The organism is Paenibacillus sp. JNUCC32, from assembly GCF_014863545.1.
Classification (GTDB): Bacteria; Bacillota; Bacilli; order Paenibacillales; family Paenibacillaceae; genus Paenibacillus_AQ; species Paenibacillus_AQ lautus_A.
The window spans coordinates 3,521,033-3,546,462 of the sequence record NZ_CP062260.1 but is presented as its reverse complement, the minus strand read 5'-3'; the positions used below and the strand labels follow the sequence as shown (position 1 = coordinate 3,546,462).

At 50.1% G+C, this 25,430-nt stretch carries 28 protein-coding genes, 1 tRNA gene and 1 pseudogene; 22 read left to right on the top strand and 8 right to left on the bottom strand.

Going from position 1 to position 25,430, the window contains the following annotated elements; translation table 11 throughout:
- The first annotated feature begins 1 nt into the window (after position 1).
- From JNUCC32_RS15990 to JNUCC32_RS15975, 4 genes are all read left to right on the top strand, one after another.
- Positions 2–1,321, top strand: a complete 1,320-nt coding sequence (locus tag JNUCC32_RS15990) for a glycoside hydrolase family 125 protein (protein ID WP_015734277.1) — start codon at positions 2–4, stop codon at positions 1,319–1,321.
- Positions 1,318–4,458, top strand: a complete 3,141-nt coding sequence (locus JNUCC32_RS15985; RefSeq protein WP_192569193.1) for an alpha-amylase family protein — start codon at positions 1,318–1,320, stop codon at positions 4,456–4,458. Before JNUCC32_RS15990 ends, JNUCC32_RS15985 begins: the two co-directional genes overlap by 4 nt.
- A gap of 21 nt (positions 4,459–4,479) precedes the next feature.
- The gene (locus tag JNUCC32_RS15980) at positions 4,480–7,215 is read left to right on the top strand and encodes an alpha-mannosidase (protein ID WP_192569192.1); all 2,736 of its coding nucleotides are present in this window, start codon (positions 4,480–4,482) and stop codon (positions 7,213–7,215) included.
- Between the two features lie 135 nt (positions 7,216–7,350).
- Positions 7,351–9,267: a beta-N-acetylhexosaminidase gene (locus JNUCC32_RS15975; RefSeq protein WP_192569191.1), complete on the top strand. Its 1,917-nt coding sequence runs from the start codon at positions 7,351–7,353 to the stop codon at positions 9,265–9,267.
- A 68-nt stretch (positions 9,268–9,335) separates the two neighbouring features.
- Here JNUCC32_RS15975 and JNUCC32_RS15970 read toward each other — a convergent pair whose 3' ends face one another.
- Complete coding sequence (locus JNUCC32_RS15970; protein ID WP_192569190.1) at positions 9,336–9,497, bottom strand: hypothetical protein; 162 nt, start codon at positions 9,495–9,497, stop codon at positions 9,336–9,338.
- An 89-nt stretch (positions 9,498–9,586) separates the two neighbouring features.
- Here JNUCC32_RS15970 and JNUCC32_RS15965 point away from each other — a divergent pair, with 89 nt between their 5' ends.
- Positions 9,587–9,970, top strand: coding sequence for a VOC family protein (locus JNUCC32_RS15965; protein WP_096773105.1), 384 nt, complete (start codon positions 9,587–9,589; stop codon positions 9,968–9,970).
- Between the two features lie 59 nt (positions 9,971–10,029).
- On the opposite strand, the gene JNUCC32_RS15960 is transcribed toward JNUCC32_RS15965, so the two are convergent.
- Positions 10,030–10,512, bottom strand: coding sequence for a L,D-transpeptidase (locus tag JNUCC32_RS15960; RefSeq protein WP_096773106.1), 483 nt, complete (start codon positions 10,510–10,512; stop codon positions 10,030–10,032).
- 328 nt (positions 10,513–10,840) lie between these two features.
- On the opposite strand from JNUCC32_RS15960, the gene JNUCC32_RS15955 reads away from it, so the two are divergent.
- The 10 genes from JNUCC32_RS15955 (at position 10,841) to JNUCC32_RS15910 (ending at position 17,759) form a co-directional block, all read left to right on the top strand.
- Positions 10,841–11,467 (top strand): TetR/AcrR family transcriptional regulator, encoded by a 627-nt coding sequence (locus JNUCC32_RS15955; RefSeq protein ID WP_192569189.1) that lies wholly within the window; start codon positions 10,841–10,843, stop codon positions 11,465–11,467.
- Between the two features lie 22 nt (positions 11,468–11,489).
- Positions 11,490–12,029 carry a GNAT family N-acetyltransferase gene (locus tag JNUCC32_RS15950; RefSeq protein ID WP_192569188.1) on the top strand — a complete coding sequence of 180 codons (540 nt, stop codon included), beginning with the start codon at positions 11,490–11,492 and terminating at the stop codon, positions 12,027–12,029.
- 64 nt (positions 12,030–12,093) lie between these two features.
- Complete coding sequence (locus JNUCC32_RS15945) at positions 12,094–12,879, top strand: ABC transporter ATP-binding protein (protein WP_009589665.1); 786 nt, start codon at positions 12,094–12,096, stop codon at positions 12,877–12,879.
- A gap of 1 nt (position 12,880) precedes the next feature.
- Complete coding sequence (locus tag JNUCC32_RS15940; RefSeq protein WP_192569187.1) at positions 12,881–14,512, top strand: hypothetical protein; 1,632 nt, start codon at positions 12,881–12,883, stop codon at positions 14,510–14,512.
- A 783-nt stretch (positions 14,513–15,295) separates the two neighbouring features.
- Entirely contained in the window at positions 15,296–15,973 is a 678-nt protein-coding gene (locus JNUCC32_RS15935) for a hypothetical protein (RefSeq protein WP_096773111.1), read from the top strand.
- Positions 15,915–16,457, top strand: coding sequence for an accessory gene regulator ArgB-like protein (locus JNUCC32_RS15930; protein WP_051425425.1), 543 nt, complete (start codon positions 15,915–15,917; stop codon positions 16,455–16,457). Before JNUCC32_RS15935 ends, JNUCC32_RS15930 begins: the two co-directional genes overlap by 59 nt.
- A complete protein-coding gene (locus JNUCC32_RS15925) occupies positions 16,441–16,581 on the top strand; it encodes a cyclic lactone autoinducer peptide (RefSeq protein WP_009589655.1) in 141 nt (46 codons plus the stop codon). The genes JNUCC32_RS15930 and JNUCC32_RS15925 overlap by 17 nt, the downstream gene beginning before the upstream one ends.
- A gap of 285 nt (positions 16,582–16,866) precedes the next feature.
- On the top strand, positions 16,867–17,073 hold the full coding sequence (locus tag JNUCC32_RS15920) for a hypothetical protein (protein ID WP_009589586.1): 207 nt from the start codon (positions 16,867–16,869) through the stop codon (positions 17,071–17,073).
- Positions 17,063–17,326 carry a helix-turn-helix domain-containing protein gene (locus tag JNUCC32_RS15915; RefSeq protein ID WP_015734291.1) on the top strand — a complete coding sequence of 88 codons (264 nt, stop codon included), beginning with the start codon at positions 17,063–17,065 and terminating at the stop codon, positions 17,324–17,326. The genes JNUCC32_RS15920 and JNUCC32_RS15915 overlap by 11 nt, the downstream gene beginning before the upstream one ends.
- A 19-nt stretch (positions 17,327–17,345) precedes the next feature.
- The gene (locus JNUCC32_RS15910; protein ID WP_192569186.1) at positions 17,346–17,759 is read left to right on the top strand and encodes a hypothetical protein; all 414 of its coding nucleotides are present in this window, start codon (positions 17,346–17,348) and stop codon (positions 17,757–17,759) included.
- Between the two features lie 156 nt (positions 17,760–17,915).
- Here the strand turns inward: JNUCC32_RS15910 and JNUCC32_RS15905 are convergent, their stop codons facing one another.
- Entirely contained in the window at positions 17,916–18,017 is a 102-nt protein-coding gene (locus JNUCC32_RS15905) for a YjcZ family sporulation protein (protein WP_096773114.1), read from the bottom strand.
- Positions 18,018–18,553: 536 nt separating this feature from the next.
- On the opposite strand from JNUCC32_RS15905, the gene JNUCC32_RS15900 reads away from it, so the two are divergent.
- On the top strand, positions 18,554–18,661 hold the full coding sequence (locus JNUCC32_RS15900) for a sporulation protein YjcZ (protein WP_192569185.1): 108 nt from the start codon (positions 18,554–18,556) through the stop codon (positions 18,659–18,661).
- A gap of 62 nt (positions 18,662–18,723) precedes the next feature.
- Here the strand turns inward: JNUCC32_RS15900 and JNUCC32_RS15895 are convergent, their stop codons facing one another.
- Positions 18,724–18,957 (bottom strand): ATP-dependent DNA ligase, encoded by a 234-nt coding sequence (locus tag JNUCC32_RS15895; protein ID WP_267132984.1) that lies wholly within the window; start codon positions 18,955–18,957, stop codon positions 18,724–18,726.
- A 369-nt stretch (positions 18,958–19,326) separates the two neighbouring features.
- Here JNUCC32_RS15895 and JNUCC32_RS15890 point away from each other — a divergent pair, with 369 nt between their 5' ends.
- Positions 19,327–19,623, top strand: a complete 297-nt coding sequence (locus JNUCC32_RS15890; RefSeq protein ID WP_041621959.1) for a hypothetical protein — start codon at positions 19,327–19,329, stop codon at positions 19,621–19,623.
- A gap of 122 nt (positions 19,624–19,745) precedes the next feature.
- Positions 19,746–19,874 (top strand): annotated as a pseudogene (locus JNUCC32_RS15885) (YolD-like family protein); the annotation flags it as partial.
- 204 nt (positions 19,875–20,078) lie between these two features.
- On the opposite strand, the gene JNUCC32_RS15880 reads toward JNUCC32_RS15885, so the two are convergent.
- A tRNA-Val gene (locus JNUCC32_RS15880) sits at positions 20,079–20,151 on the bottom strand.
- 135 nt (positions 20,152–20,286) lie between these two features.
- Here JNUCC32_RS15880 and JNUCC32_RS15875 point away from each other — a divergent pair.
- Entirely contained in the window at positions 20,287–20,550 is a 264-nt protein-coding gene (locus JNUCC32_RS15875; RefSeq protein ID WP_192569184.1) for a hypothetical protein, read from the top strand.
- 354 nt (positions 20,551–20,904) lie between these two features.
- Positions 20,905–21,348: a GNAT family N-acetyltransferase gene (locus tag JNUCC32_RS15870; protein ID WP_015734297.1), complete on the top strand. Its 444-nt coding sequence runs from the start codon at positions 20,905–20,907 to the stop codon at positions 21,346–21,348.
- A gap of 96 nt (positions 21,349–21,444) precedes the next feature.
- Here JNUCC32_RS15870 and JNUCC32_RS15865 read toward each other — a convergent pair whose 3' ends face one another.
- Together JNUCC32_RS15865 and JNUCC32_RS15860 are read right to left on the bottom strand one after the other, a co-directional pair.
- Positions 21,445–21,675, bottom strand: a complete 231-nt coding sequence (locus tag JNUCC32_RS15865) for a DUF3892 domain-containing protein (RefSeq protein WP_015734298.1) — start codon at positions 21,673–21,675, stop codon at positions 21,445–21,447.
- A 66-nt stretch (positions 21,676–21,741) separates the two neighbouring features.
- The gene (locus tag JNUCC32_RS15860) at positions 21,742–22,479 is read right to left on the bottom strand and encodes an MBL fold metallo-hydrolase (RefSeq protein WP_192569183.1); all 738 of its coding nucleotides are present in this window, start codon (positions 22,477–22,479) and stop codon (positions 21,742–21,744) included.
- Positions 22,480–22,730: 251 nt separating this feature from the next.
- Between JNUCC32_RS15860 and JNUCC32_RS15855 the strand changes: the two genes are divergently transcribed.
- Positions 22,731–23,285 carry a copper amine oxidase gene (locus JNUCC32_RS15855; protein ID WP_015734300.1) on the top strand — a complete coding sequence of 185 codons (555 nt, stop codon included), beginning with the start codon at positions 22,731–22,733 and terminating at the stop codon, positions 23,283–23,285.
- Between the two features lie 94 nt (positions 23,286–23,379).
- On the top strand, positions 23,380–23,703 hold the full coding sequence (locus JNUCC32_RS15850) for a DUF1292 domain-containing protein (RefSeq protein WP_009589641.1): 324 nt from the start codon (positions 23,380–23,382) through the stop codon (positions 23,701–23,703).
- A gap of 60 nt (positions 23,704–23,763) precedes the next feature.
- Here the strand turns inward: JNUCC32_RS15850 and JNUCC32_RS15845 are convergent, their stop codons facing one another.
- A complete protein-coding gene (locus JNUCC32_RS15845) occupies positions 23,764–25,239 on the bottom strand; it encodes an aminotransferase class I/II-fold pyridoxal phosphate-dependent enzyme (protein WP_096773119.1) in 1,476 nt (491 codons plus the stop codon).
- Between the last annotated feature and the right edge of the window lie 191 nt (positions 25,240–25,430).

The window sequence follows — 25,430 nt, the reverse complement described above, 5'->3', positions numbered from 1 at the left end:
CATGGAACAATTCAGACTCCCCAAAATACCAATGCCGGAGCTAGAGCTGCCGCAATCCATTCAGGCGGTTTTGCAAGAGGCCGAAGAAAAGCTGGCGCACCGTCCCAAGCTGCTTCAGCTGTTCAAGAACACGTTCCCGAACACGCTGGAAACGACCACCAAATTGATGGAGGATGGCACGACGTTTGTGATCACCGGCGATATTCCGGCCATGTGGCTGCGCGATTCGGTAGAGCAAGTGATCCATTACATTCCGTTTGCCAAGAACGATCCGCAGCTTCAGCGGATTTTAAGCGGATTGATCAAACGCCATTTTCAATATATTCATATCGATCCTTATGCCAATGCCTTCAATGAATCGGCCAACGACTGGCACTGGAACACGACCGACGAAACGGACATGTCGCCATGGGTATGGGAGCGCAAATTCGAAATCGATTCGCTGTGCTTCTCCGTTCGCCTGGCCTACCTGTACTGGAAGGAAACCGGCCTGACGGATGTGTTCGACGCCAACTTTAAGTCGGCTATGATCAAAATCATCGAGCTGTTTAAAACCGAACAGCACCATTTCGAGAAATCGCCTTACCGTTTCACTCGGGATAACGGAATTCCAACCGACTCCTTGCGCAACAACGGTCTCGGCATGCCTGTGAATTATACGGGCATGATCTGGTCGGGCTTCCGTTCAAGCGACGATGCCTGTGATTTCCACTACAACATTCCGGGGAACATGTTTGCCGTTGTGGCCCTTCGTCAAATGCAGGAATTCGCGGAATGGGTGTTCCGTGACATGAAACTGCTGGATGAATTGAAACGACTTGAAGCCGACGTGGATCACGGAATTCAGTTGTACGGCATCTATCGTCATCCGGAGTTCGGTCCGATCTACGCCTATGAAACGGACGGTTACGGAAATTACTGCCTGATGGATGATGCGGGCACTCCAGGATTGATGTCCATTCCTTATCTGGGATATTGCTCAGCAGATGATCCTATCTACCAGAACACCAGACGGTTCGCGCTCAGCAAAGAAAATCCTTTCTACTACGAGGGGACCGTTGCCAAAGGCATCGGCAGTCCGCACACGCCGCCGGATTATATCTGGCATATGGCCTTGTCGATGCAGGGGATTACGGCGCAGACGGCAGAAGAGAAGCTGGAGATGATTGCGCTGCTGGAAGCGACCGATGCCGATACCGGCTTCATGCATGAAGGGTTCCATGCCGACGATCCGAAAGTCTTCACCAGATCGTGGTTTGCTTGGTCCAACAGCCTGTTCTCGCAATTGGTGTACCAGGCGATGAAAGCAGGGATTCTATGAGCGGGCGCTTGATTGTATTCTATGATCCGTCCTTTCCGGCAGCAGAAGCTGCCGGTTTGCCGGCTAGCGCCGCGGCTCTGAATGCATTCGATGCGGTGTGCGGCGCCGAGGACCTCGCTGAAGCGCTGGCATCTTCAGGCGGACAAGGTGCAAGCTTTGTCAATTTGCACGCGCCTTATTTTCCGAAATCCGCCTGGAGAGCGATTCTGGACTTTCTGAGAAACGGCGGCGGCTTGGTCAGCGTTGGCGGCGCACCCTTCAAGCGTCCTGTCCGCAAAGAGGACGGCGCTTGGGTGGTGGAGCACGAACAGACGGCGTATCACCAGCAGCTTCATATTCATGAGGTGCTGCCTGTGGACAGCGGGCGTGTCGATCATTTGATTGCAAGCGACGTTATACCGCTGATGGAGGGCAGCCGGGAACGGTTAACCGTCAGCGTTACGTGGAATTTGGTTCCGCATGTCACGAAGAGCAGTGATCTGCCTCATCAAATGGGATCGGCCGGGCCGATGGATACCCGGATTTACCCGCTCCTTAAGGGAAGCACGGCGAACGGGAGAGAGGTCGCCGCTCCGGTTGTTTTATGGGAAAATGTCGGCGGACCTTTCTTGGGCGGACGCTGGCTGTTTGTGAATCAGCCACTCACCGCTTCCTTCTGGGAACAGGATGGAGGAGCAGAGGTGCGCCGCTGGGCGGCATTCTGCGCGAAGGGGATTACCGAGCTGTGGATCAAGCCGAATTATGCGACCTACGAGTCCGGCGAGCGCGCAATTCTGACCCTGCAGGCCCAAAGGCTTGGCCGGAGTCTGCCGATTCATGAGCCGCAGCACTGGAAGTTCCGCATCTCTGTCAAGCACGACGGGGATGAATCTTCCGAATGGAATCATACCGTTACCGTCGACGTGACCGGGCAATTTCATGTACAGCGCATCCCGGTTGCGCTCGATATCAAGCCGGGAGCTTATCGCGTGGTGTGCGAAGCCGAAGGGCCGGACGGAGAAATCCGCAGGCTGAGACAAGGCTTCTGGGGAGCTGATCCGCAGCTGCTGCAAGCAGGCTCGCCCGTAACCTGCAACCGGGATTACTTCATCAAGGACGGCCGTCCGCTGCCGGTTGTCGGCATGACGTACATGACGTCCGATGTCGCGCGTAAATTCCTGTTCCTTCCGAATACGGATGTATGGGATCGCGATATGGCGCAAATGCGGGGTGCCGGCATCAACTGGATCCGCACCGGCATTTGGACCGCTTATCGCAATATTATGCAGGTGGACGGGCATGCATCCGAGGAGGTTATGCGTTCGATTGACGCCTTCCTGTTAACGGCGAAGAAGCATGATCTGCAGGTAACGTTTACCTTCTTCTCCTTCACGCCGGAGACATGGGAAGGCCAGAATCCTTACCTCGATCCGCGAAGCGTGGAAGCGCAGAAGCGTTTCATACGTTCCATCGTGACAAGGCACAAAGACACGAAGAATGTGGACTGGGACCTGATCAACGAGCCTTCCATGTTCGATCCGCCGCAAATTTTCTCGGACGGTCCGCGTTCGGCGAAGGATCCGTTCGAGCGGCAGGCTTATGTCGATTGGCTGAAAAAGCGTCACGGCTCGATTGAGCGTTTACAGGAACGTTGGAACATGACGGCCGATCAGTTGCCGGGTTTTGACTCCGTGGTACCTCCGGAGCCTCAAGCCATAAATTTTGACGTTCAAGACATGCACCAGGGGAAAAAGGGCGGGCAATGGCTCGATTATGTATTGTTCTCCATGGATATGCATAACCGCTGGGCCAAGGAATTATATGAAGATATCAAAGCGGTGTGCCCGGATCATATGGTGACCGTCGGACAAGACGAGGCGCTTGGCGCACAGCGTCCATCCCCGTTCTTTTATGCCGAAGCCGTGGACTATACGACGGTTCACTCCTGGTGGTTCAACGACTATTTGATCTGGGACGGCATCTTTGCCAAAACCCCGGATAAACCGAACCTGATTCAGGAAACGGGCATTATGTACGTGGAAACACCGGACGGCCGGGCGAAGCGGAGCGAAGCCGAGCTTCGGAACCTGCTGGAGCGCAAGTATGCTTACGCTTTCTCTACCGGTGGCGCAGGAGCCATTCATTGGATCTGGAACACGAACTTCTACATGGATAATGCCAATGAATCGCATATCGGAGCTGTCCGCGCCGATGGCACGGAGAAACCGGAAGCGGACGTATCCTATGATTTCGGCGCCTTCATGGAAGGCATCCGGGATTTGTTTGCAGGCCGGAAGCTTGAAGAGACCGCGGTCATCTTCCCTTATTCCAACGATTTCTCCAACCGGAAGCTTGCGTTTGAAGCGACGACGAAGGCGACGCGCGCGCTTGCTTACGAGCTGAACGTGCCGTTCCGTGCCGTTGGGGAGTATGATTTAAGCTCGCTGCGCAGCAATCCGGCAAAATTCATCATTCTGCCGAGCGCCCACAATGTGGATGACCAGGCGTTTGCCGAATTGATAACGATCGTGGAGGAAACGGGAGCCACGCTACTCCTGACCGGTCCGATCGGTCTGGATGCTTACTGGCATCCGGTTGATCGCATGACCGCAGAGCTGGGCGAGCGCAAGCTGGCAAATGTGCGCCGGGAAGAAAGCTTGCGCCTAGGGGATCGTGCATGGCCCGTTTCATATGGGCACCGCAAGATTGCCGAGCTGAGCAAGGAAATTCCGGCAGGCAGCGGGGCTAAACCGGCAGACGCAGCCGGCGACTCGATCGTGGACGTGAAGCTTGGGGCAGGACGTCTGCTCTGGAGCCCGCTTCCGGTAGAACTGAACGACCGGATCGACGCCATTTCGGCTTTGTACCGGCATGCATTGGAGCTTTCCGCAGCCGACACGGGGCTGATCTGGAATCAAGGCGGAGAACATTCGGGCGTATACGGACGCAAAGTAACGTTTGAAGAAGGAGCGCTCTTCGTCTTCGGCTCAGAGCAATCGTGGGATGCGAACGTCGAGGTGAAGGATCCTTCAACCGGCCTTACCTATTCATTCGTGCTCGAGGCGGATCGCTCGGTCTTGTTCGCAGTGGATGCGAGCGGCGACCTGTTATCGGTGTACCGTCCGGATGAAGTCGAAATCACCGTATCGAAAGGCTAACATAAGGGGGACTAAGTAGAGATGGACCAATCCAGAAAGGCACATATCATTTCTCATACTCACTGGGACCGCGAGTGGTATTTGCCGTACGAAAAGCACCATGTGCGGTTAATCGAGCTGATGGACAGCTTGCTTGAGACGATGGAAAAGGACTCGGAATACCGCAGCTTTTTCCTTGATGGCCAGACGATTATTATCGAAGATTATTTACAGGTAAGACCTGAGAAAAAAGAACAGCTGGAGAAGCTGATCACGGACGGCCGCATCATCATCGGTCCTTGGTACATCCTGCAGGATGCTTACCTGACGAGCAGCGAGGCCAACGTGAGAAATATGCAGATCGGGCACCAGGATGCGAAGCGGTACGGCACGGTTGCCAAAATCGGTTATTTCCCGGATACGTTTGGACTTACGGGCCAAATCCCGCAGCTGATGCTCCAGTCCGGCATCGATAACGCCTTCTTCGGGCGGGGCGTGAAGCCGACGGGCTTTAACAATACCGTCTCCGACAGCGGCTATGAATCTTCGTTCTCCGAGCTGATGTGGGAAGGTCCGGACGGCTCCAAGGTGCTGGGCATCCTGTTTGCCAACTGGTACAGCAACGGCAACGAAGTTCCCGTGGATGAAGCCGAGGCGAAGGCGTTCTGGGACCGCAAGCTGGCGGATGCCGAGAAGTACGCTTCCACGCCTGAGCTGCTGTACATGAACGGTTGCGACCATCAGCCGATTCAGACTGATCTTCCGGAAGGCATTCGTACAGCGAAGAAGCTGTATCCGGATACGGAGTTTATCCACTCCAATTTCGACGATTACTTGAAAGCGGTCCGCGAGAAGCTGCCGCAGGATCTTTCCTCCGTCAAAGGAGAGCTCCGCAGCCAGCGCACCGATGGATGGGGAACGCTCGTGAACACCGCTTCGGCGCGCGTATACCTGAAGCAGATGAACCAGCGCGGCCAGACTCTGCTGGAAAAAGTGGCCGAGCCGCTGGCGTCCTACGCCAGCCTGCTTGGCAAGGAGTATCCGCATCATCTGTTCACCTATGCGTGGAAGACGCTGATGCAGAATCATCCGCATGACAGCATCTGCGGCTGCAGCGTGGACGAAGTTCACCGCGAGATGGTCACCCGCTTCGAGAAAAGCGCCCACGTGGCGGAAAATATCGTGGACGACAGCGTGCGCGTCATCGCGGATGCGGTGGACACGACCGGATTCGAGCAATGGGGCACCGACCCGCTGCCGCTGGTCGTATTCAATACGACCGGATGGGAACGCAGCGGTACGGTCAGCATCGAGCTGGACGCGAAACGCCTCTATTTCCGGGAAGGCTATTCGCTTGAGGAAACCAGCCGCCGGATGAAGGAAGTCGACTTGTCCGGCCGCGTGCTGGTTAACGCTGAAGGTCAGGCCGTGCCTTGCACCGTAGAGGACCTCGGACTTCAATTCGGGTACGATCTGCCGGACGACCGTTTCCGCCAGCCTTACATGTGCCGCCGCGTGAGACTGACTTTCGAGGCAAGCGACATTCCTGCCATGGGCTTGACTGCCTATGCTTGGGTGAAGAGCGAAGTGAAGCCTGCCGAGACGGGATCCCTGATCAGCCAGTCGAACGTGTTGGAAAACGACCTGATCAAGGTCGAAATCCAAGCGGACGGTTCCTTCTTCCTGACGGATAAAAAGAACGGACAAGTATACCGCGATCTTGGCGTTTATGAAAATACCGGAGACATCGGTAACGAATATATGTACAAACAGCCGGACGGCGAAGTTCCATTGACAACCAAAGGACTGACCGCCGAAATTACGGTTCTGGAAGACACGCCTTACCGGGCATCCGTTGAAATCGTTCATAACTGGTCCATACCGGCTATGGCGGACAGCAAGCTGGATGAAGAGCAGCATGAGCTTGTGTATTATCCGAACCGCAAAGCGCAAAGATCAAGCGAGGTGGTGCCGATGCGCATCCGTACCGTGGTCAGCTTGAACCGCAGCGGCAAAGGCGTGGAGATCGAAGCCACGTTGGATAATCAGGCGAAGGATCATCGGGTGCGTGCTTTGTTCCCGACCGATTTGGAGGCATCTTCCCATAACGTGGATTCCATGTTCGAAGTGGCGAAACGGGATAATGATCCAGCTGCCGAATGGGAGAACCCGAGCTACACGGCTCATCAACAGGCCTTCGTGGACGTTACGGCGGCTGCGGCAGGACTGACGGTGGCCAACCAGGGCTTAAACGAGTACGAAGTCCTGCGGGACGGTCGGAATACGATTGCCGTTACGCTGCTTCGCTCCGTAGGCGAGCTCGGCGATTGGGGTTACTTCCCGACGCCTGAAGCCCAGTGCATCGGCGTTCATACGGTACGTATGGAGGTCATTCCGCATCAGGGCGACGGCATCGCTTCAGGCGCTTATGCCGAGGCTTACCAGTTCCAGATTCCATGGACGGCTGCCCAGACCGGCGTTCATACCGGGCAGGTGGCTTCCACGTCTGCGCCGCTGGCATGGAGCCGCGAAGAGCTTGCATTCTCTTCCCTGAAAGTGAATCCGAACACAGGGGACTTGATGCTGCGCTGGTTCAATATGGCAGGCACAGATGCTGAGCTTGCGCTGACATCTTCCTTGCCGTCCCAGGGCGTGTATAAGAGCAATATTCTGGAGGAAGAGGGAGCGGTTCAAAGCTTTGACAATCACGGAAGCTTTACGCTGCCGGTGAAACCTTATGAGATCTTGACGCTGGGCGTAAAAGTTTCAGCCGAGTAAGTTTCGATCAAATATACGCCGGGCATGGTAATCCATCCCGGCTAGCAAAAGCCCGATTCCGAAATGACAGGGATCGGGCTTTGCTGTCTTGCAAGGTGATAGGCATCATCTCAAAAACAGAATGGAGGTATGGAGATGAAGATTTATTTTGATAACCTGCCGGAGAAGCTGCTTGAAGGGGTTGGCGAGCTCTCGGACATATTGGATATCCGCATTACGGAGGGAGAGGGCCTAAAGATTCGAGTCATTCAGGCTCCAGGACCGATCCAGGCGTCATTAAAGGATGGGCAGGGGACGATCCGATACCAGGAGAAGATTCATTTTTTTCGTGCCTTAGGGGTGTTTCTGGAGCAGGCGAGGGAGCGTGACCGGTTCGAGCTGACCGAGGAGCCCAGGTTTGACTTCAACGGCACGATGCTTGACGTTTCGCGCAATGGCGTGCTTAAGGTTCAGGTGATCAAGCAGTTTATCCGCTATATGGCTTTGATGGGACTGAACGGGCTGATGATGTATACCGAGGATACGTACGAGATGAAAGAGCAGCCGTATTTCGGTTATATGCGCGGCCGGTACACGGCTTCGGAAATGAAGGAATGCGACGATTACGCGGACCTGTTCGGCATCGAGATGATCCCCTGCATCCAGACTTTGGGGCATCTGCAGCAAGCGCTGAAATGGGGCTATGCCGCGGATTTGAAGGATCATGCGGATATTTTGCTTGCAGGCGAGCCGAAGACGTATGCTTTCATCGAACAGATGATCACCGCCGCATCCGGGATGTTCCGTTCCAAGCGGATTCACATCGGGATGGACGAGGCGTTTCAGGTCGGCCTTGGCAAGTATTTAAAATTGAACGGCGTCCAGGACCGGTTTCAGATTATGAATGACCATGTCAGCCGGGTGCTTGCCATTACCGAGCGTCTCGGACTCCGGCCGATGATCTGGAGCGACATGTATTTTAATTTGCTGGCCAACGATTATCAAGGTTCGCTGTACAATCTGGATGCGGATTTTTCCGACGACAATATGAGCCGCATTCCCCAAGGCGTCCAATTCGTGTATTGGGATTACGGACGTAGGGATGAACAGGGGTATGAGCGGCTGTATGAGAAGCATATGAAGCTGGGCTCCAAGCCGATTTTTGCCGGCGGCATTCATATGTGGAACAGCATCAGCCCGAACAACGGCAAGACCTGGATGACCAGCCATCCTGCCCTGCGCGCCGCCAAAACGAAAGGGATCCGCGAAGTCATCGCCACCGCCTGGGGGGATAACGGAAACGAAACCAATCACCTGGTCATCCTGGCGGGCCTCCAGCTGTTTGCCGAGCATGGGTACGGAGACGATATCAGCGACGAGCTTCTGGCAAGAAGGCTTGCGGCCTGCACGGGCATCGATTTGTTCGGATCGCTGAACGCGCTGAAATATATGGATGAGGTTCCCGGCGTGTCGGAGGGAAATCACTGGATGGCCAATCCCTCGAAGTATTTGTTGTGGCAGGATCCTTTGCTGGGGCTGCTGGATAAGCATGTGGAGGGGAAAGCGGATTCCGTGCTGCCTGGACATTACGCCGAGCTGGAGCAGAGATGGCTGGAATGCAAGGAACAGTACCCGGCACCGTTTAACCGCCTGTTTGATTTTTATGAAAAATTGGCCTCGGTCCTCGTTATCAAGAGCACCCTGGGCGTTACGTTGAAAAGGCTTTACGACACACGAAACAAAGACCGTCTTGCTGAGTTTGCTTCCGCAGCGGATTCCCCGTTAAACGACCTGAAGCGGCGCATCGAGGCATTGCGTTTATCGCACAGGGGACTGTGGATGAGCACGTATAAGCCATTTGGCTGGGAGGTGCTGGATCTCCGCTACGGCGGGCTGCTCGCGCGAATCTCCTCTACGCGGGACCGCCTTGCGGATTATGTGGAAGGCGTAGTCGACGAAATCGAGGAGTTGGAAGCCGACCGGATGCTCTTCGATCAGAATGGTCTAACCGACAGACCGCTGGAGGTTAATGTAACCTATCAGGCGGCCGTGACGGCGGCCTGCTTCATCTAATGAAAAAGCTGCTCTTCCAAGGTCACTGTAGACGCTTGGAGGGCAGCCTTTTTTCTAAGGGGCTTGGGTTATGGCTTCTCCCCTTGTGTTTGTTCTTTCTCGTAGGCAATCAGCGTAATCTCTTTGCCCGTCAGCTCGGCAATTTTGGTTTCGGCGTCTTCAATTGCCTTCAAAGTGCCTTCATTTCCGTTGAGCGCAGCGATTTTGTATTCATTCGAATGGATATCCATGGTGAACTCCCCCCCTTGGCTGGTTAATTCATGTTATATAATGATAAGGTATCCTTTATAATACAGTTACATACCTGGGGGTGGGATTCATGATTCAATTTGAAGGACTGCACCATGTGAGCTTGGCGGTGCGCGACTTGGAGAAGGCGAAGTTTTTTTACTCGGACGTTCTCAAGTTTCGGGAGCTGCCGCGCCCGCCGTTTGATTCGAAAGGGGTATGGTATGCCGTCGGGGACCAGCAGCTCCATCTGTTGGAGCATCCCGTCAGCGATACGCTGCGGGAGCGGGGCATCGATACAACGGACGGACATTTCTCGGTATGGGTGAAGAGCTACCGGGAAACCAAGGAATGGCTGGACCGGATGAACGTCGAGTATGTAGCCAAACCCGACAGCGTTGCAGGCTTCGCCCAGATATTCGTGCTCGATCCGGACCGCAACATTATTGAATTCGGAGCCGAGTACGGCTCGTAAAACGTTAAACCTAAAAAGCCAAACACTTGTGCAGTGTTTGGCTTTTTCATGGTCGCGCCTTATTTTTGGATGAGGACGGGGGTGTTCATTTTTACCTTGTCGTAGAGCCATCGCACGTCCTTGTTGTGCATCCGGATACAACCCGCGGATACGTACTTTCCGATCGAATTCGCGTTGTTGTTGCCGTGGATGGCATAAGCGTAACTGGTTCGGCCGTTCACTTTCACATTAATGCCGAGCCAGCGGTCCCCAAGCGGGTTGCGCGGGTCTCCTCCCTTGATGCCTTCCTTGTAGTACGGTCTGTTCTTCACTTTTTCGTGGATTTTGAACAGTCCTTCCGGCGTATAGGAGGGTTTTTTGCCGGTGGCCACGGGGAATGTTTTTATGACCTTGCCTTTTTCGTAATACGTCAGCTTGTTGGTGGATTTGTCAATGACGATAAACTGTGCGTACTTGGTGTACTTACTGTCCAGCTTCTGTCCTGCTGCCGCACCTTGGGTAACGGAGGGGAGAAAGAATACGAGCAGTAAGGCGAAGACCAATATGCGGCCGATGCCCTTAATGATGTCCGATCACCTCTTTTCGTTCTCCCCCATATATATGCGGGGATTCGCGAATGTTGACGGAAATGTGCAGCTGCCGGAAATAGAACAAGTTGTTTTCAAAGATCAAGCGACAGGGGCATTATGGGACATTCCATCTAAAAAACGATAGTGTCATGGCTGCGCTCAATTTGTGCTTTTATGGGACTTTGCTGTAAGGGGTCAGCGTAAATTACTGGATGGTATTTGAAAACGACATGAGTGTCGTTTATAATATGACATGAAAAACGATACCAGTGTCAGTTTAAGGTCGAAGGTGGGGAGGATTATGTGTCCAAGGGTCAGCGACGAATACAAGCAGCAGAAAAAGCTTGAAATCTTGAGGGCAGCCAGGCGCGTCTTTATTAGGAAGGGTTATACCCGCACCGTGATGCAGGACATCATGGAGGAAGCCGGCATATCCCGCGGCGCCGTGTACGCGTATTTTGGCAATGTGGAGCATGTTTTTTTGGAGGTTCTGCGTTATGACGATCAGGAGGCGCTCCGTTTTTTTGAACCGGATTCGCCACATTCGATATGGAAGCAATTGTTGGACTGGATCAAGAAACAGCAGGAGGACATCTCGCTGATCCATCACTCGCTTGTACTCGCCAGGGCGGAATACTTCCTGTCTTCCTCTTATGATCATGCGAAGCAAGAAGATCCCTATATTACCGAGCGCTATCAGATTACGGTCGAGGCTCTGTGCGGGGTCATCCGGAAGGGGCAGGAGCAGGGGGAGTTTCGGCCGCGTCTGGAACCGGAAGCCATCGCACGGTACATGATCTCGTTTCTCAACGGACTCATGCTGGATACCTTCCAGCTTGGGGCTGGGGTGACTTGCGTGCCGGAGCAGCTGGAGTCTTTCCTCTACTCTCTCGGCGAAATGCTAAATCCGATAACCATAGAATCATGATGACAGAAAGGGGCTTATAGCAATGCTGTTTGATTCCGCTAGATTGTCTTGTCGAAAAATGACCATGGATGACGCGGAGCTGTATCATACCTGGCGCAATGACCTGGACGTGATGCAATCCACCAGTCCCAGCTTGGATACTTACCAAATGGAGGAGACCAAGGACTTCGTTCAGCATGTGATCCTCGGCACTCCGTCCTCGAAGAGCTATCTGATCCAGGCGAAGGAAACAGGCCAACCGATCGGCATCATGTCGTTGGTCGGCATCGATTTCAAGAATCGCAATGCGGAGTGCATCATCGACATCGGCGATAAGAATTATTGGGGCAGGGGATACGGCTCGGAAGCGATGAAGCTGCTGCTGGATTATGCCTTTTTGGAGCTGAATCTGCACCGGGTAAGCCTGCGGGTGTTCTCCTTTAACCATAAAGCGATCAAGCTGTACGAAAAAATCGGCTTCGTCCACGAAGGCAGCTCCAGACAGAGCTTGTACCGGAACGGTGCCTGGCATGACATTGTGCACATGGGGCTTTTGCAGAGCGAGTATACCGCCAACGGTTGATTTTCCCGCGCTTCCATAATAAGGTAGGTATGAGATGACAAAAGAGGGAATGGGAGAATCAATCATGTCCGAAAATGAAGTGTTATCGATTGAAGACCTGCGCATGAAATATGATAACCGTTATGTATTGAACGGGATCGATCTGAAGGTCAACCGCGGCGAAATGATAGGATATATCGGTCCGAACGGGGCGGGAAAGAGCACGACGGTTAAAATTATGCTTGGGCTGGTTGAAGGGTATACGGGAACGGTCCGCATATTCGGCCAGGATATTTCCGACGGGAATATCGATTATAAACGGAGAATCGGGTATGTGCCCGAGGTGGCGGAATTATACGATCAGTTAACGGCTGCGGAATATCTGACTTTTATCGGCGAATTGTACGGACTTACATACGATGCTGCGGATTATAAGGCAAAACATTTGATGGACTGCTTTGACTTGGAAAAGGCTTACCATGCTCGGATCGCCACGTTTTCAAAAGGAATGCGGCAAAAGGTGCTGCTGATCTCGAGTCTCCTGCATGACCCGGATCTCTTGTTCCTTGATGAGCCCTTAAGCGGGCTGGATGCAAACAGCGTGATGGTGGTCAAGGAGGTACTGGCGCAGCTGTCGGCACAGGGCAAGACGATTTTTTATTCCTCGCATATCATGGACGTCGTCGAGAAAATCAGCAGCCGGATCGTTCTGCTCGCAGACAGCCGGGTGGTGGCGGACGGAACGTTTAAAGAGCTGCAGCAGCATTCCCATGAAGGGTCTCTGGAAGAGGTGTTCAATCAGCTGACGGGCTTCAATGACCATGCCAGCATCGCAGAGCGGTTCGTATCGATCGTTCGGGAGGGAAGCTGATATGGCGGGCCCGGAAGTTTCATTTCGAATGCTCAAGCTGCTGGATCGGTTTCAAGGGGTTATCTCGAGACTGGGCGTCGACTATGAAACGCTGCGGCGGATCCTGCATGTCAAGCTGCTGATGGACTCGAGGCGGGCACCCGTCATATTATCTTCAAACAGCCGGAAGGCCGAAGAGCAGGATAAAAACCTGTTTGTCAGTTCCCTCTGGTTGTATGGCTTAATCGGGCTTGTCCTGACGCCGTTTGTGTTCTGGAGCGATCCGGAATATCTGATGCCGATGAGCATCCTGTCCGCCATCCTCATGTTCCTGATCATGACCTCCATGATTTCGGATTTCTCATCCGTGCTTTTGGATGTGCGCGACCGCAGCATTCTGATGACGAAACCGATCGACGGCCGCACGGTCGGCGTGGCCAGATCGATTCATGCCGGTATTTATTTGCTGCTGCTGACCGGAGCGCTATCGGCCGCTTCACTTGCCGTGGGGCTGTTTAAGCATGGCGTGCTGTTTTTCCTGATCTGCATCCTTGAGCTTATTCTCATGAATATGCTCATACTGGTGAGCACCTCCATGATTTATCTGGTGCTGCTGAAATATTGGGACGGAGAGAAACTGAAGGATCTGATCAATTATGTACAGATTGGGCTTTCCGCTACGCTGGCCATCGGCTATCAGTTCGTGATCCGTTCATTTGATTTGATTGATTTCAATTTGGTATTTACGCCGGCCTGGTGGCAGGTCCTGCTTCCGCCCGTATGGTTTGCGGCCCCATTTGAATGGATGTTCGGCGAGGGGAGCGGGTGGCTGATTGTCCTATCCTTACTGGCCGTGTTCGTTCCGGTTCTGCTCATGGTGGCGTACCTTCGTTATATTCCATCCTTCGAGCAGTATCTGGAAAAGCTGGCGCACAGCGAAGCGGGAAAAGGGCGGGAGCGCGGTCGGTTTGACAGGTTTTTGGCCAAAATCGTATGCCGGTCCCGCACGGAACAGGCATGTTTCCGGTTATCTGCCAGCATGTTGAAGAACGAGAGAGAATTCAAGCTGAAGGTGTATCCTACGCTCGGGTTGTCCGTTCTGCTGCCCTACTTGTTCTTTTTCTCCACGATCCGTAATTCCTCCCTGGCGGAAATCGGCAGGGGATCGTCGTACTATGTGCTGCACGTCATGCTTATCATGATTGTAACCGTCGTGATGATGTTGAAATTCTCCGGCAAACCCAAGGCCTTCTGGCTGTTTGGGGCGGCCCCGCTGCCAAGCATGAGTTCCTTATATCAAGGAGCTTTAAAGGCCTTTGCCATAAAAATGTTCCTGCCGTTGTTCACTGTGAATGCGATCGTATTCCTGATCATATTCGGTATTCGGATCCTACCGGACGTTCTCATCATTCTTCTTACCGGCTTGGTGCTGATTCCTGTGTCGGCCAAGGCGATGCTTCGCCATCCGCCGTTCTCCCAAGCGTTTAATATGGCTCAGCAAAAAGACGGCTGGTGGGTGCTGGTGTTCATTATCGTTGTCGGCGGGTTATGCGGCTTGCACTATTTTAGTAGCACGGTTACCTACGGTATATCGGCCTATATCGTCGTGCTGCTGGCTGCCAATAGTTTGGCTTGGACCAGACTGTATAAGTGACTGCTTTACTCATACACAAAAACATTCCGGCTAACAAGGCGCATCCCTTTGAAAGGTTGGGGACGAGAACGGAATAAAAGGGGAGGGGCATCCGGCGGATGCCTCTTCTTGGAATGCAGATTAGTTGATCCCTAACTTAATATCTAATTGTGTAAGGTTTATGTCAGAATAAAATAAATTCTGTCGTTCCTTAATGGTTGAACAGGAACGTAGGTTCGTATATAATAGAGTTATATCTAGTTATCTCCTTTTATAAACTCTACACTTCATAGATCCATGATGGATTCCCCCACATATGTATTTAATTACCTGTTGTTATGCCTACATGGCCTTATATAATCGACTTAGATGATGATGTCAGGATGTTACGCATCGTGCGACACGAGTTTATTCTGGCTTAGTCATGTTCATAAGGTCGTGGATTCTTGATCATTGATGCTCGTTTTTTGTTTTGCGGATTGAACGTTGCAGTGGTTTGCTTCGTCTTGGCGTTATAAGTTCCGGGCCGTTGTGCTTGGTAATTGTATACCAGCCGGAGCTATTGACGCCGTTCGATAGTTATTGCATTTTTCATCAGAGCTTCCAGACATATAAGAAATGGCAGGCGCCATCGGAATTGACCTCAAGAACATGCATCATTCAGGGACGACTCGATAGAATCTGAAGGCTGAAGATATACGTTTCTTAGAGACGTTATAACCATTCAGCTCAGCCAGGATGAATCGGGAAGTGGCGTTGTACACATTAAACCATTTCTTTACGGTGTAGGGAGGAAATCTTTGAATGGAAGCTATTTGGTTTATGGTGTTTTCGACTTTTGAAACACTGGCGATTTATTCACTGATCATGACATTGCTTAGATTTAAAACAACGGAGTACATATGGCAAGCCCTGCTGGTTATGATCCTTGCCAATCTACAGAGTTACATCATGCGGAATGAACTCTCGCTCGATTTTCTTGCCCCGCTTATTACGGTAATGATCTTTGTGTTCTTGTTCTCGGCCATCATTAAAATTCCAGTCATTTGGTCGGCGATTTGCACCATTATAGGCTACATGTTCTATGCGTTGATTCAAACCGCCTATTTGACTACGGTGTTCGGATCGATCAATGCCATTCAGACCGATCCTGCCAAAGGTTACATCCTTCAAGTTCTGTCAGGAGCGACGGGACTGCTGATATCCTGGTTGATGTACAGGTTCGGTATCGGGTTTAAGTACGACCTGGAGAAGCTGCGCATTAAATTTGAACATGTTCTGTTGATCGCTTTAATTATCGTAGTGCTGATATTAATTGCCATTCTGTTTTACCTCAACCGCCTGTGGCTGCATCTTCTCTTCTTTGGAATCACATTTGGAATCTTCTTGTATTATGCCATCAATACAGAGGAGCGGGAGTCTTATGATCATAGAAGGACTGTCAGAGCGGATAGCGGAGAGGATCAAACGTCAGGTTCCTGATCATCCGTCCTCCGTTCCTGTTTTGAAGCACGCGCTCGCCATTCTATTCAACGTGATGTTCATTGTCGTATTCACGCTGCTGATTTCGATCTTCTCGGGTAACGTGAGAGAGGCGGTCATAGCCTTGACGGGCTTCGCAATACTGAGGCAATTCTCGGGAGGGTATCACCTTAAGACGGGGGCCGGCTGTATTGCGTTCACGACAGCACTGTTTACCTTGGTGACTTTCGTTGATATGGGGATTGCAGCTGTGCTCGTTATGAATGCGCTTAGTCTGTTGCTGGTTATGCTGTTTGCTCCCAGCCGAATCGAGAGACAATCCCGGATACCGAGCAAGCATTACTCTAAGCTCCGCTTGATTAGCTGCTTCATCGTGATGTTCAATTTTGTCCTTCAGTCCCCAACATTGGCTGTCATATTTTTAATCCAGGCTATTAGTTTATTACGCTGGAAAGGAGGACAAGCTCATGTTATGGATCCATAAGATTCGTCATCGTTTTTTTTCGTTCATCGCATCTGCACTGACGTTGGTAGCCGTATTTGTCGTTAATACTGCAAGTCCCGTATTTGTGTATAGCGGAGAGACGCCGGAAGAACTTTTGAAATAAATCTTGATCCAATTGATACGGGGACTGGGGTACACCAAATTTGTGGTAAGTTCATGGTTGTTGAATGAGATATGGGTCGTAGTAGCCGGTGCCGGTTGGCGCCGGTTTTTATTATGACTTAGGAAGCTACAGCTGAGTCCTTAACGGTCGGTTCCATCGATGCTCCAATGATTGCGAGTTTGTTAGTAATAGATGCCAAGCCGATTAGGGTAAAATTAACATTGATAAAAGAACGAGTGTTCGCATATAATACAAACAAATGTTCTTATCAGAGGTGAGTGCATCATGTTTGAGAAATACCTGGAGCAAACCGTAGAAATCATATACGAAGACCGTAAGGGCAACATTACCCAGCGCAAAATACAGATACACAGCATTAAGGATCAGCGGATTCGGGCAACGTGCCTGGAGACGGGAAAGCCCCGGGTATTCAATGAAAACAACATCCTGTCCTGGAGGCCCCAGAAAGGAAGAGGTTCGCATGCTTCCTGATCTGGAACGAAAACTGCTCCGAATTTTGATCAACTATCCGGCGCATCGCAGCCGTGTCCCGACCTTACGGTTACTTAAGTACCTAACGGGACGTAAACCGAACGAAATTATGGAGGGCATAGCTTCATTGGAGGAACAAGGCTATATTATGTTTAAGAACAAGCGGGAATTGCAGAGCCTGATTGTGCTGAAAGAAGAGGCACAGCCCGTTCAAAGAGTGGAAAGAGCTGCGGATTACTGGACGACACATTGAGTCGGCAGGAGGTATAGAGATGCCTGTGCTTAGAGATTGCACGAATGAGGGGACACGAGCCGAATTTCATTTTATATCTCGTATCCCTGGAAAGTACGAAGGATGCCAAATCAACTTTAAATTTTATGATTCCAACCGATTCATCTATGATTTGAATTTCGGTTGGACGAATCTAACGATTCGTAATTATATTACAGTAACTACGGAATTTCCGTTGGACACACTGAATGGATTCAAATTAGATGGATTATATATGTCATTCGAAAAACATCTCTATCAATTAAGCTGGAGAAGAAGCCAATCAGAAGGTATTTATGAGTTGGGCTTTTTTGGGTCTGATCAAGACTTCACGCTTACGGCTGATATAGACTCTGTCAGAAAGTTTGGTTCTCAATTTAAGTTGGAATGGGATCAAGCACCGATATTCGATTGATTTTTTTGCGTCTTAGGTAAGGACAAAAGACGGGGACTTGGCCCTCTTTAGTTTCCCCCATCGTCCCCCGAGACTCGCTGAATGGTTTTTTTATGAAATGGGCTGTCCCGCAGCCATTTTCATGGCTTTTGGAACAGCTTCTGTTTTCATTAGTTTTTAGATCCAAAAACCTGCTGCCAAAATGATAACGAGAAGAATGTACAGAACCAAGACAAAAGCAGCACTACGGCCATAGCCATACCCGGCATCAGCGCTCATGGTTATTCCTCCTTTGTTTAGAGTCATATTATTAATATGTGGTCACTTATGTATAAGCTTGGGTGATTAACTAAGTGTTTAACCTAATTTTCAAGCCTATCTCGATTGCTGCTTGGGTGAAGTTTTTAACGTGAGGGAGTTGTTGCAGCCCCTATGTATTTTTGGATGATGTACATATGAAAATGATTAGCAAAGTGGCATTTCTGTGAATATACATGAGAGTGTAGCCCGCCAACTACAACTCAGGTTTCCTTCTTTAAAAAAAAGAAGCTGTCCCGCAGTCATTTTTATGGCTTTTGTGACAGCTTCCTCTTTTTGTACGGTGTCATATGCTCCATTTTCCGTCCCCATTGACGGGAAGGAGAAAAAACTCGGGTAACACACAACCCGTGATATCCATGTGGTCAGCGCCGCATCGGTAAAAAGAACCTCGCTGGCTTAGGCTGGCGTTTTTTTTTGTTAATAAGAATATTGGCCCTAGCATTGCTTGAGTTTTTGAATACTTTGTATCGAGATCGTTGAAAGGAGGAGTCCTCATGGGTGAAGTTGGTTACGAAGGTGGATACGGCGGTAAAAACTCAGTCGGAGCAGTTCTTGTTCTCTTTATCTTGTTGGTCATCATTTTAGGTTCTTTCTGGGTATAATACTCCCCCGGATGACAAAGACCCTACGTGATTTGAACAGTTGTATTTATGTGAGAGGATCCCTACCGGCTTAGGCTATCGGGGGTCCTTTTTCTTTGTCTTCTATCGGTGAAGTAGCCGTTATACTGCAGCACGTCGAAAATGACGAATGTAGACGGCAGAGTTCCGGCTAAAGCTGTAATTTTATCCGTCTTCTTCGCCTGGATTCGTGTCATAACCGCTTTAAAATCCGAGTTGCCAGTCGCGGGATCAACGCACGCGATTTCGCCGTCCAATACGATGTCATGCGGAAATATAGCGTTGGCTATCTCAGGATATTGGCGAGAACAGTCGTTGTTATGGCGCGCGTATGCGAGTCTGAGAATGGAGCGGGCGCTGTAGCAAGTAACATCGGTTCAATAAACATAGAAATACCTCTTAACCTGAATTATAGCGCTTGGCTATGTAATAAAGAGGCGAGAAGGAATGGTAGGATTAATGTCATGTCATCTATTCTATAAATAGCCCGGACAAATGCGACAATTGACAAAGATAAATCCGGAATAAAATATACATAATTATACCATTTAATGGTCCTTAAACACTATATACTCCAATAATATCCAAATGATACAATTGTTATGGGTTATGTAAATTAACTTTTATAAATATTTGGAGGTGTTAGCGTGGTTAGAATGGGGAAAAAATTTGTAATATTCTCTTCTATCATTGCTGCTTTTATGACTGTAGCAGCGCCAGTATCTGCAAGTCCTATCTCACAGACAGAATCTGAGATAACGCCTCAATATTGTAACCCATGTAAAGTAAAAGCGGGTTATATGTATCCAAAAAGTCAGTATAGCAGAGACTATTTCACGCCATTACATTACATTACAGTTGATGGAGTGGAGTACTTTTTTTGGTACATAGATGATGATAAATCTACAGCAACACATTGGTATACTGTTTGGAAAGAAGAATAACGAAAAAACCTTGGGGTTTAAATAACCTCAAGGTTTTTTTGTATACATAATAAGGCTGTGATGTAACGAAATTGCGTAAATGTTTTAACATCACGTTTCGTCTAAGATCGGGGACACTATAAATGACAACGACACGTAAAAAGCTTGAAGGTAACGGTCTTTGGGAATCCAGCCGGATGATGCTTCCTGAACATAAAGAAACTATCATCCGCCGGCAGATGGAAGAGGGAAGGAAGAATAAACCGGTTCTTTTTATCTTTCTTTATATAAAGAAGGCGTTACCTTTGAACAAATTATTATAATAGTAGAAATGAGGTCAAATAAGACCAAAAAGCGGGCTTAAAAGTAGTGTCTAACTGACTCTGTCCCCCAATTCGTCCCCAAAAAGTGAAATTCAGATAGACAACCATTAGAAGAAAAGAAAAAAGCCCTTGCTGCGCAAGGGCTCTTCATGATGATCTGTAGTGGGCTCGAACCACTGACCCCTACCCTGTCAAGATAGTGCTCTCCCAGCTGAGCTAACAGATCATGAAATATTTAAAAAGGTAATTCATATATTACCAGCAGACAAGGCGGCTGTCAATGGTTTTCTCGTTATAAAATACCACGTTCCGGTTCAGACTAAATACAACATGATTTTGCCAATGAAGGAGCGTGAATGGCATGACAGGTGGGAAATCCCATCGTATCAAGCGAGCAGGACTGGTGTTCTCGTTATTGGCGGTATCTATTGCGGGCGGCGGCTGCAGTGTCCCGGAAAGAACATCGGTGCAATTGGAGCCGCTGCATGCCCCTGCAGCGCCCGTGATGCTGGATGTGTACGGGCGCTCTGTTGATCAGGACGTATATTCCAAGCAGGGAAGCGGGGCGCTGGAGCCGGTATCCCCGATGGATGCGGCGGACACGTTAAGGGATCTCCATCCATAAAGAGCTCCAGGAACGGCATTATGCTTAACGCGGGCCAACCATCATGATGATCTCTGATCGAACCGTGAGCAGAACAAACCGCCGGCTGGCAGGCTGGCGGCTTGTTGTAAGACGGCCGATGCTATTCCTCATCCCATTTGCGGGAATAACCTTTTTTGATCGTCCAGAAAGTGGGATAGATGATCAGGGCAGCAATGACCACAGCCCAAAATATCGTGGCTCCCATGCTCATAAAGGCAATGCTCCTTTCGTGAAGACCTTAGCTTCTACTACTATACAGGAAAACGAATATTTTGTATAATATCTCGACCTGCGATATCACGAGGAAATGATTCTACATAAAGAGGTGTTGAAATGGCAGCAGAAATCATCAATGTATCAACGGAAGAGCAGTTGCAGCAGGCGCTGGATATCCGAAAGGATGTGTTTGTCCTAGAACAGAAGGTGCCGATCGATTTGGAGATCGATGATTACGACCGCCTGGAATCGGATGCACACCATGTCTTGATCAAGTCGGAGGGGCAGTACGCCGCAACCGGGCGTATTACCTATTACAATAAGGATTCCGCCAAAATGCAGCGGATCGCGGTGCGGAAGCCGTTCCGTTCCAAAGGGATTGGCCGTGTGCTGATGATGGCGCTGGAAGCGCAGGCTCGCGAACTAAAGCTGCAATATTCCGTGCTCGATGCACAGGTGCAGGCAGAGGCTTTTTACCGCAAGCTCGGGTATGAGACGATTTCGGACGAGCCGTTTGATGATGCAGGCATTCCCCATGTTCGCATGAAAAAGGAATTGTAGGCCTCTAACCAAACCAAATAAGATGCCGGTCATTCCGCATCGTCCCCAAAAAAAGAAAAGACCTCGAGCATCGCCTCGAGGTCTTTTGCGCATGAATTAGAACGTCGGCAAATTGTCCAGGTTGTTGCTTGGATCGCCATCCGCATTGGAACGAAGATGTTCGTCTCCATCACGTCCACGGAATACGTTCAGGTTCTTGATTTCCTTATTCTTGGCCATCTGTTGGGCCGTCTTGTAGTCCACGACGCTGCCGTTATCCAGCTTTAGTTCGATGATGTCGCCATCACCATTTTTACGTACGCCTACTACTTCTTGTTGTTGATCCATATGAATCGCCTCCCGGCCTTATTATTCCCGGGAACCCTCGTAAACTATGCATTGACGCATATTGAACTACAATTCGTATACCCGCTGCTGCTCCACGAATTCCATGTTTCCGGTCTTGCCGATGAAAGCTTCAACCTCATCGCTGTAATGCATCAGATAGGTGCGCTCCTGAATTTCTTGAGGCAGGCTGAGCAGTTCATCGAGTGTCGTGTGCACCTCCCCCGGGCCCTGCAGCTGGCATTCATGCAGAATCACTTCGCAATCCCGTTCATTTACCAATTGCTTCAGCAGGATGGGGTCGAATACCATGTCCGCGCTGTAAAAAATCCGATCGTTCAAATAAAGCGAATAGCTGTCTTTGCCCGGAATATGCTGCGTATGAATCAGCTCCACCGAGATTCCGGATGAAATAGCGGCCTTCACGCCCGGTTTCAAAGGATGCACGTCAAATACATCCTGTAGGGAAGAGATATGTCCCTGCTGGTATAAGCCGCCCTTGAGTGTATGTTCCCATATCGGTTCCACCAGCGCTTCAGCAATATAGAGCGGGAGTTTGCGATTGTATTTCATCTTCATAATAAACGCAAGCTCCTCCAAACCGCCAACATGGTCGGCATGAATATGCGTGATGAGCACGGCGTCCACATCGTTAAACGTCTTGTTCATCTGATGCAGCGCCAACGGAGCGGTGATTCCGCAGTCGATGAGCAGCGTGAAATTTCCGTCATGTATCAGTGCGTTATTGTTATAGTAGTTCTTGGCAAACGCACTGCCGGTGCCAAGCATTTGCAATGTCAGTGTCAATGGATGAAACCTCCTGATGAAATGATGTATAGTCCAAGTATGCTTATGTGTATTTTAACGAATTTCTTATGTATTTACACGGAGTATATGCTCGAAACGGAGCCGTAATGCTGCAAAAATCGTGATAACATCAAGCCTTGAACCACGAGAAAAAAATTTTACCACAAAGTGCAAAATTGTCCGCAACTTGTTTTTTGACATGTAGTATACACATATAACAACAAGAAGAGCCAATGGAGGGAACGTATGAAATGAAGTGGAAAAAAGTGATGGCATGTATGCTAGTGCTCTCTTTAATGGGTGGCAGCACCCTTTTGTTTGCGGATTCCGTCAATGAGCGTGTTCGGGTTTGGCTGAACGGACGCGAATTGAAGGATGGCGGATATTTGATTGATGGCAAAACCTATGTGCCGGTCCGGGAATTTGACGGGGCTGTGGACTGGAATTCGGCGAATGGACAAGTCCAGGTCGTCAAGCCGAATGTGCATATTTTTCTCTTTAAAGGAGATACTGTATTCGGCAACGTAAACAAAGGCAAGCTGAAATTCAATGTATTTAGCCAGGTAGACAGCTTAAACAACAATATTCATGCCGTGAAAGTAGCGATTGAGGATCCTTCGGGCAATATCAAGGACATCCAGTCCCAGGAAGTGAAGGACCGCAAGGATAACTTCTGGTTCCGAACCTATGATTTCACATACGATTTCAAAACGGCCGGAAAATACTCGGTAGGCTTTTATGTAAAAGTCAAATCGGATGACGGTTTTGTGAAAGTTGCGGAGAAAGTGATTACCGCCCTAAATTGATGGGTCCATCGCCGCTTGGCAAAAATTGACCTGAAGAAGCTATCCGTGATACGATACGAAAGTATGATAATTTAACCGAAGTGAGGTTTTTTCAATGAGCGAACACAAACATGAACACGGAGATGCTTGCGGCTGCGGTCACGATCATGACCACGACCACGAGCATGAAGAGTTTGTGCTGACATTGACGGATGAAGAAGGAAAAGAAGTAGAGATGGTTCTCGTGGAGACATTTGATGTCGGCGAGAAGCTTTACGCGCTTTTGCTTGAACGCGAGAATCCGGAAGCGGACGGCGTCATTCTACGTATGGAAGAAGAGAACGAGGAAATGGTTCTTTACAATATTGAGGACGAAGACGAATGGAATGAAGTAGAGGCGGTTTACAACGAACTGGTCGCTGCTGCAAACCAGGAGTAACACTCCCTAACGAAAAACCCGATGCGAACCACTCGCACCGGGTTTTTTGTATTTGCTGCCTTAGAATATAGGATCCGTTTCCACGATGACTTTCACGTTCTGAATGCTGCGGTCCTCAGGACCTTTGACAGGCAGGCCGACCTCGACATGATCGGTAATGTAATCGATGTTTTCCTGGGAAATCACTTCGCCCGGAAGCAAAATCGGAATTCCCGGCGGGTAGACATAGATGAATTCGGCAATAATGCGTCCGGCCGATTCCTTGAACGGCACGACCTCCGTATCCCCATAAAACGCATCGCGGGGAATAAGCGACAGCTGCGGAATTTCCGGCGTTTTCACGACCAGCTCATTAATTTCGTTCACGTGCATGTACTGGTCCGAAAGCTCTCGGAGCGCCGTCAGCAGAATATCGATCGTCTCCCGGTTGTCCCCCGGTGTAATGAGGCACAGAATGTTGTACATATCGCTGAGCTCCACTTCAATATTGTAGTGGTCCCGCAGCCAGTTCTCGGTTTCATATCCCGTAATGCCAAGATGGCGTACATGAACGGTCAACTTGGTCGGATCATAGGAGTACGTTGCTTCTCCGCCCAGTATTTCCTTCCCGAAGCAGTACAGGCCTTCGATTTTGTTGACTTCGTTTCGTGCATATTGCGCCAATTCAATCGTCCTTGCAGCCATTTCCCGTCCATGCAGCGCCAGGCTCCGGCGAGAAGTATCCAGCGATGCCAGCAGGATGTAGGAGGTCGACGTTGTGGTCAGCATACTGATGATGGTCTGCACGCGGTAAGGATTGATGTATCCGTTCTTGGTGTTCACGTTCAGCACGGAGCTTTGGGTCATCGATCCGCCGAGTTTATGAACGCTGGTCGCAGCCATATCGGCACCGGCTTCCATTGCCGACATCGGAAGTTCTTCATGAAAATGGATCAGAACCCCGTGCGCTTCGTCCACAAGCACGGGAACATTGTAACTGTGGGCCAAATCGACGATTTCCTTCAGGTTAGCGCTCACCCCGAAGTACGTCGGATTGATGACCAGTACGGCTTTGACGTCAGGGTGACGCTTTAGCGCTTTCCGTACGGAGCTGATCGTGATCCCGTGATCGATCCCCACATTGGAATCCTGGGCAGGCGATACGAACACAGGCTTGGCACCGGTAAAGATGATGGCGGAAAGCACGGATTTATGAACGTTGCGCGGTACGATGATTTTATCGCCGGGGGAGCATACCGACATGATCATGGTCATGATCGCTCCGCTTGTCCCTTGGACACTGAAGTAAGTGTGGTCGGCACCGAATGCGTCGGCGGCCAGCTTCTGGGCTTCTTCAATGACGCCTGTAGGCTGATGCAAATCATCCAGCGGCGCAATATTGATCAAATCTATAGAAAAGGCGTTATCCCCTATAAATTCCCTGAATTCGGCATCGGTGCCGAGGCCCTTCTTATGTCCCGGAATGTGAAATTGCACGGGGTTTTTGGCCGCATGTTCTTTAAGCGCGGTGAAGAGCGGTGTACGACTGTGGTCCATGGACGTTGTCACAACCTTTCCTTATGTTTATTTTCTTATGATTTGTCGATTTCTGTTTTTATATAAACAAAATTGAGTATAGCAAAATAGGGGGGGAATGCAAGAAGAATGACCGGCTTTTTTTGCACGGACCGACAGCGCTTCATACTTTGGACATATTAAGGGGGAGGGATGCGTTCTTCATCGTTCCT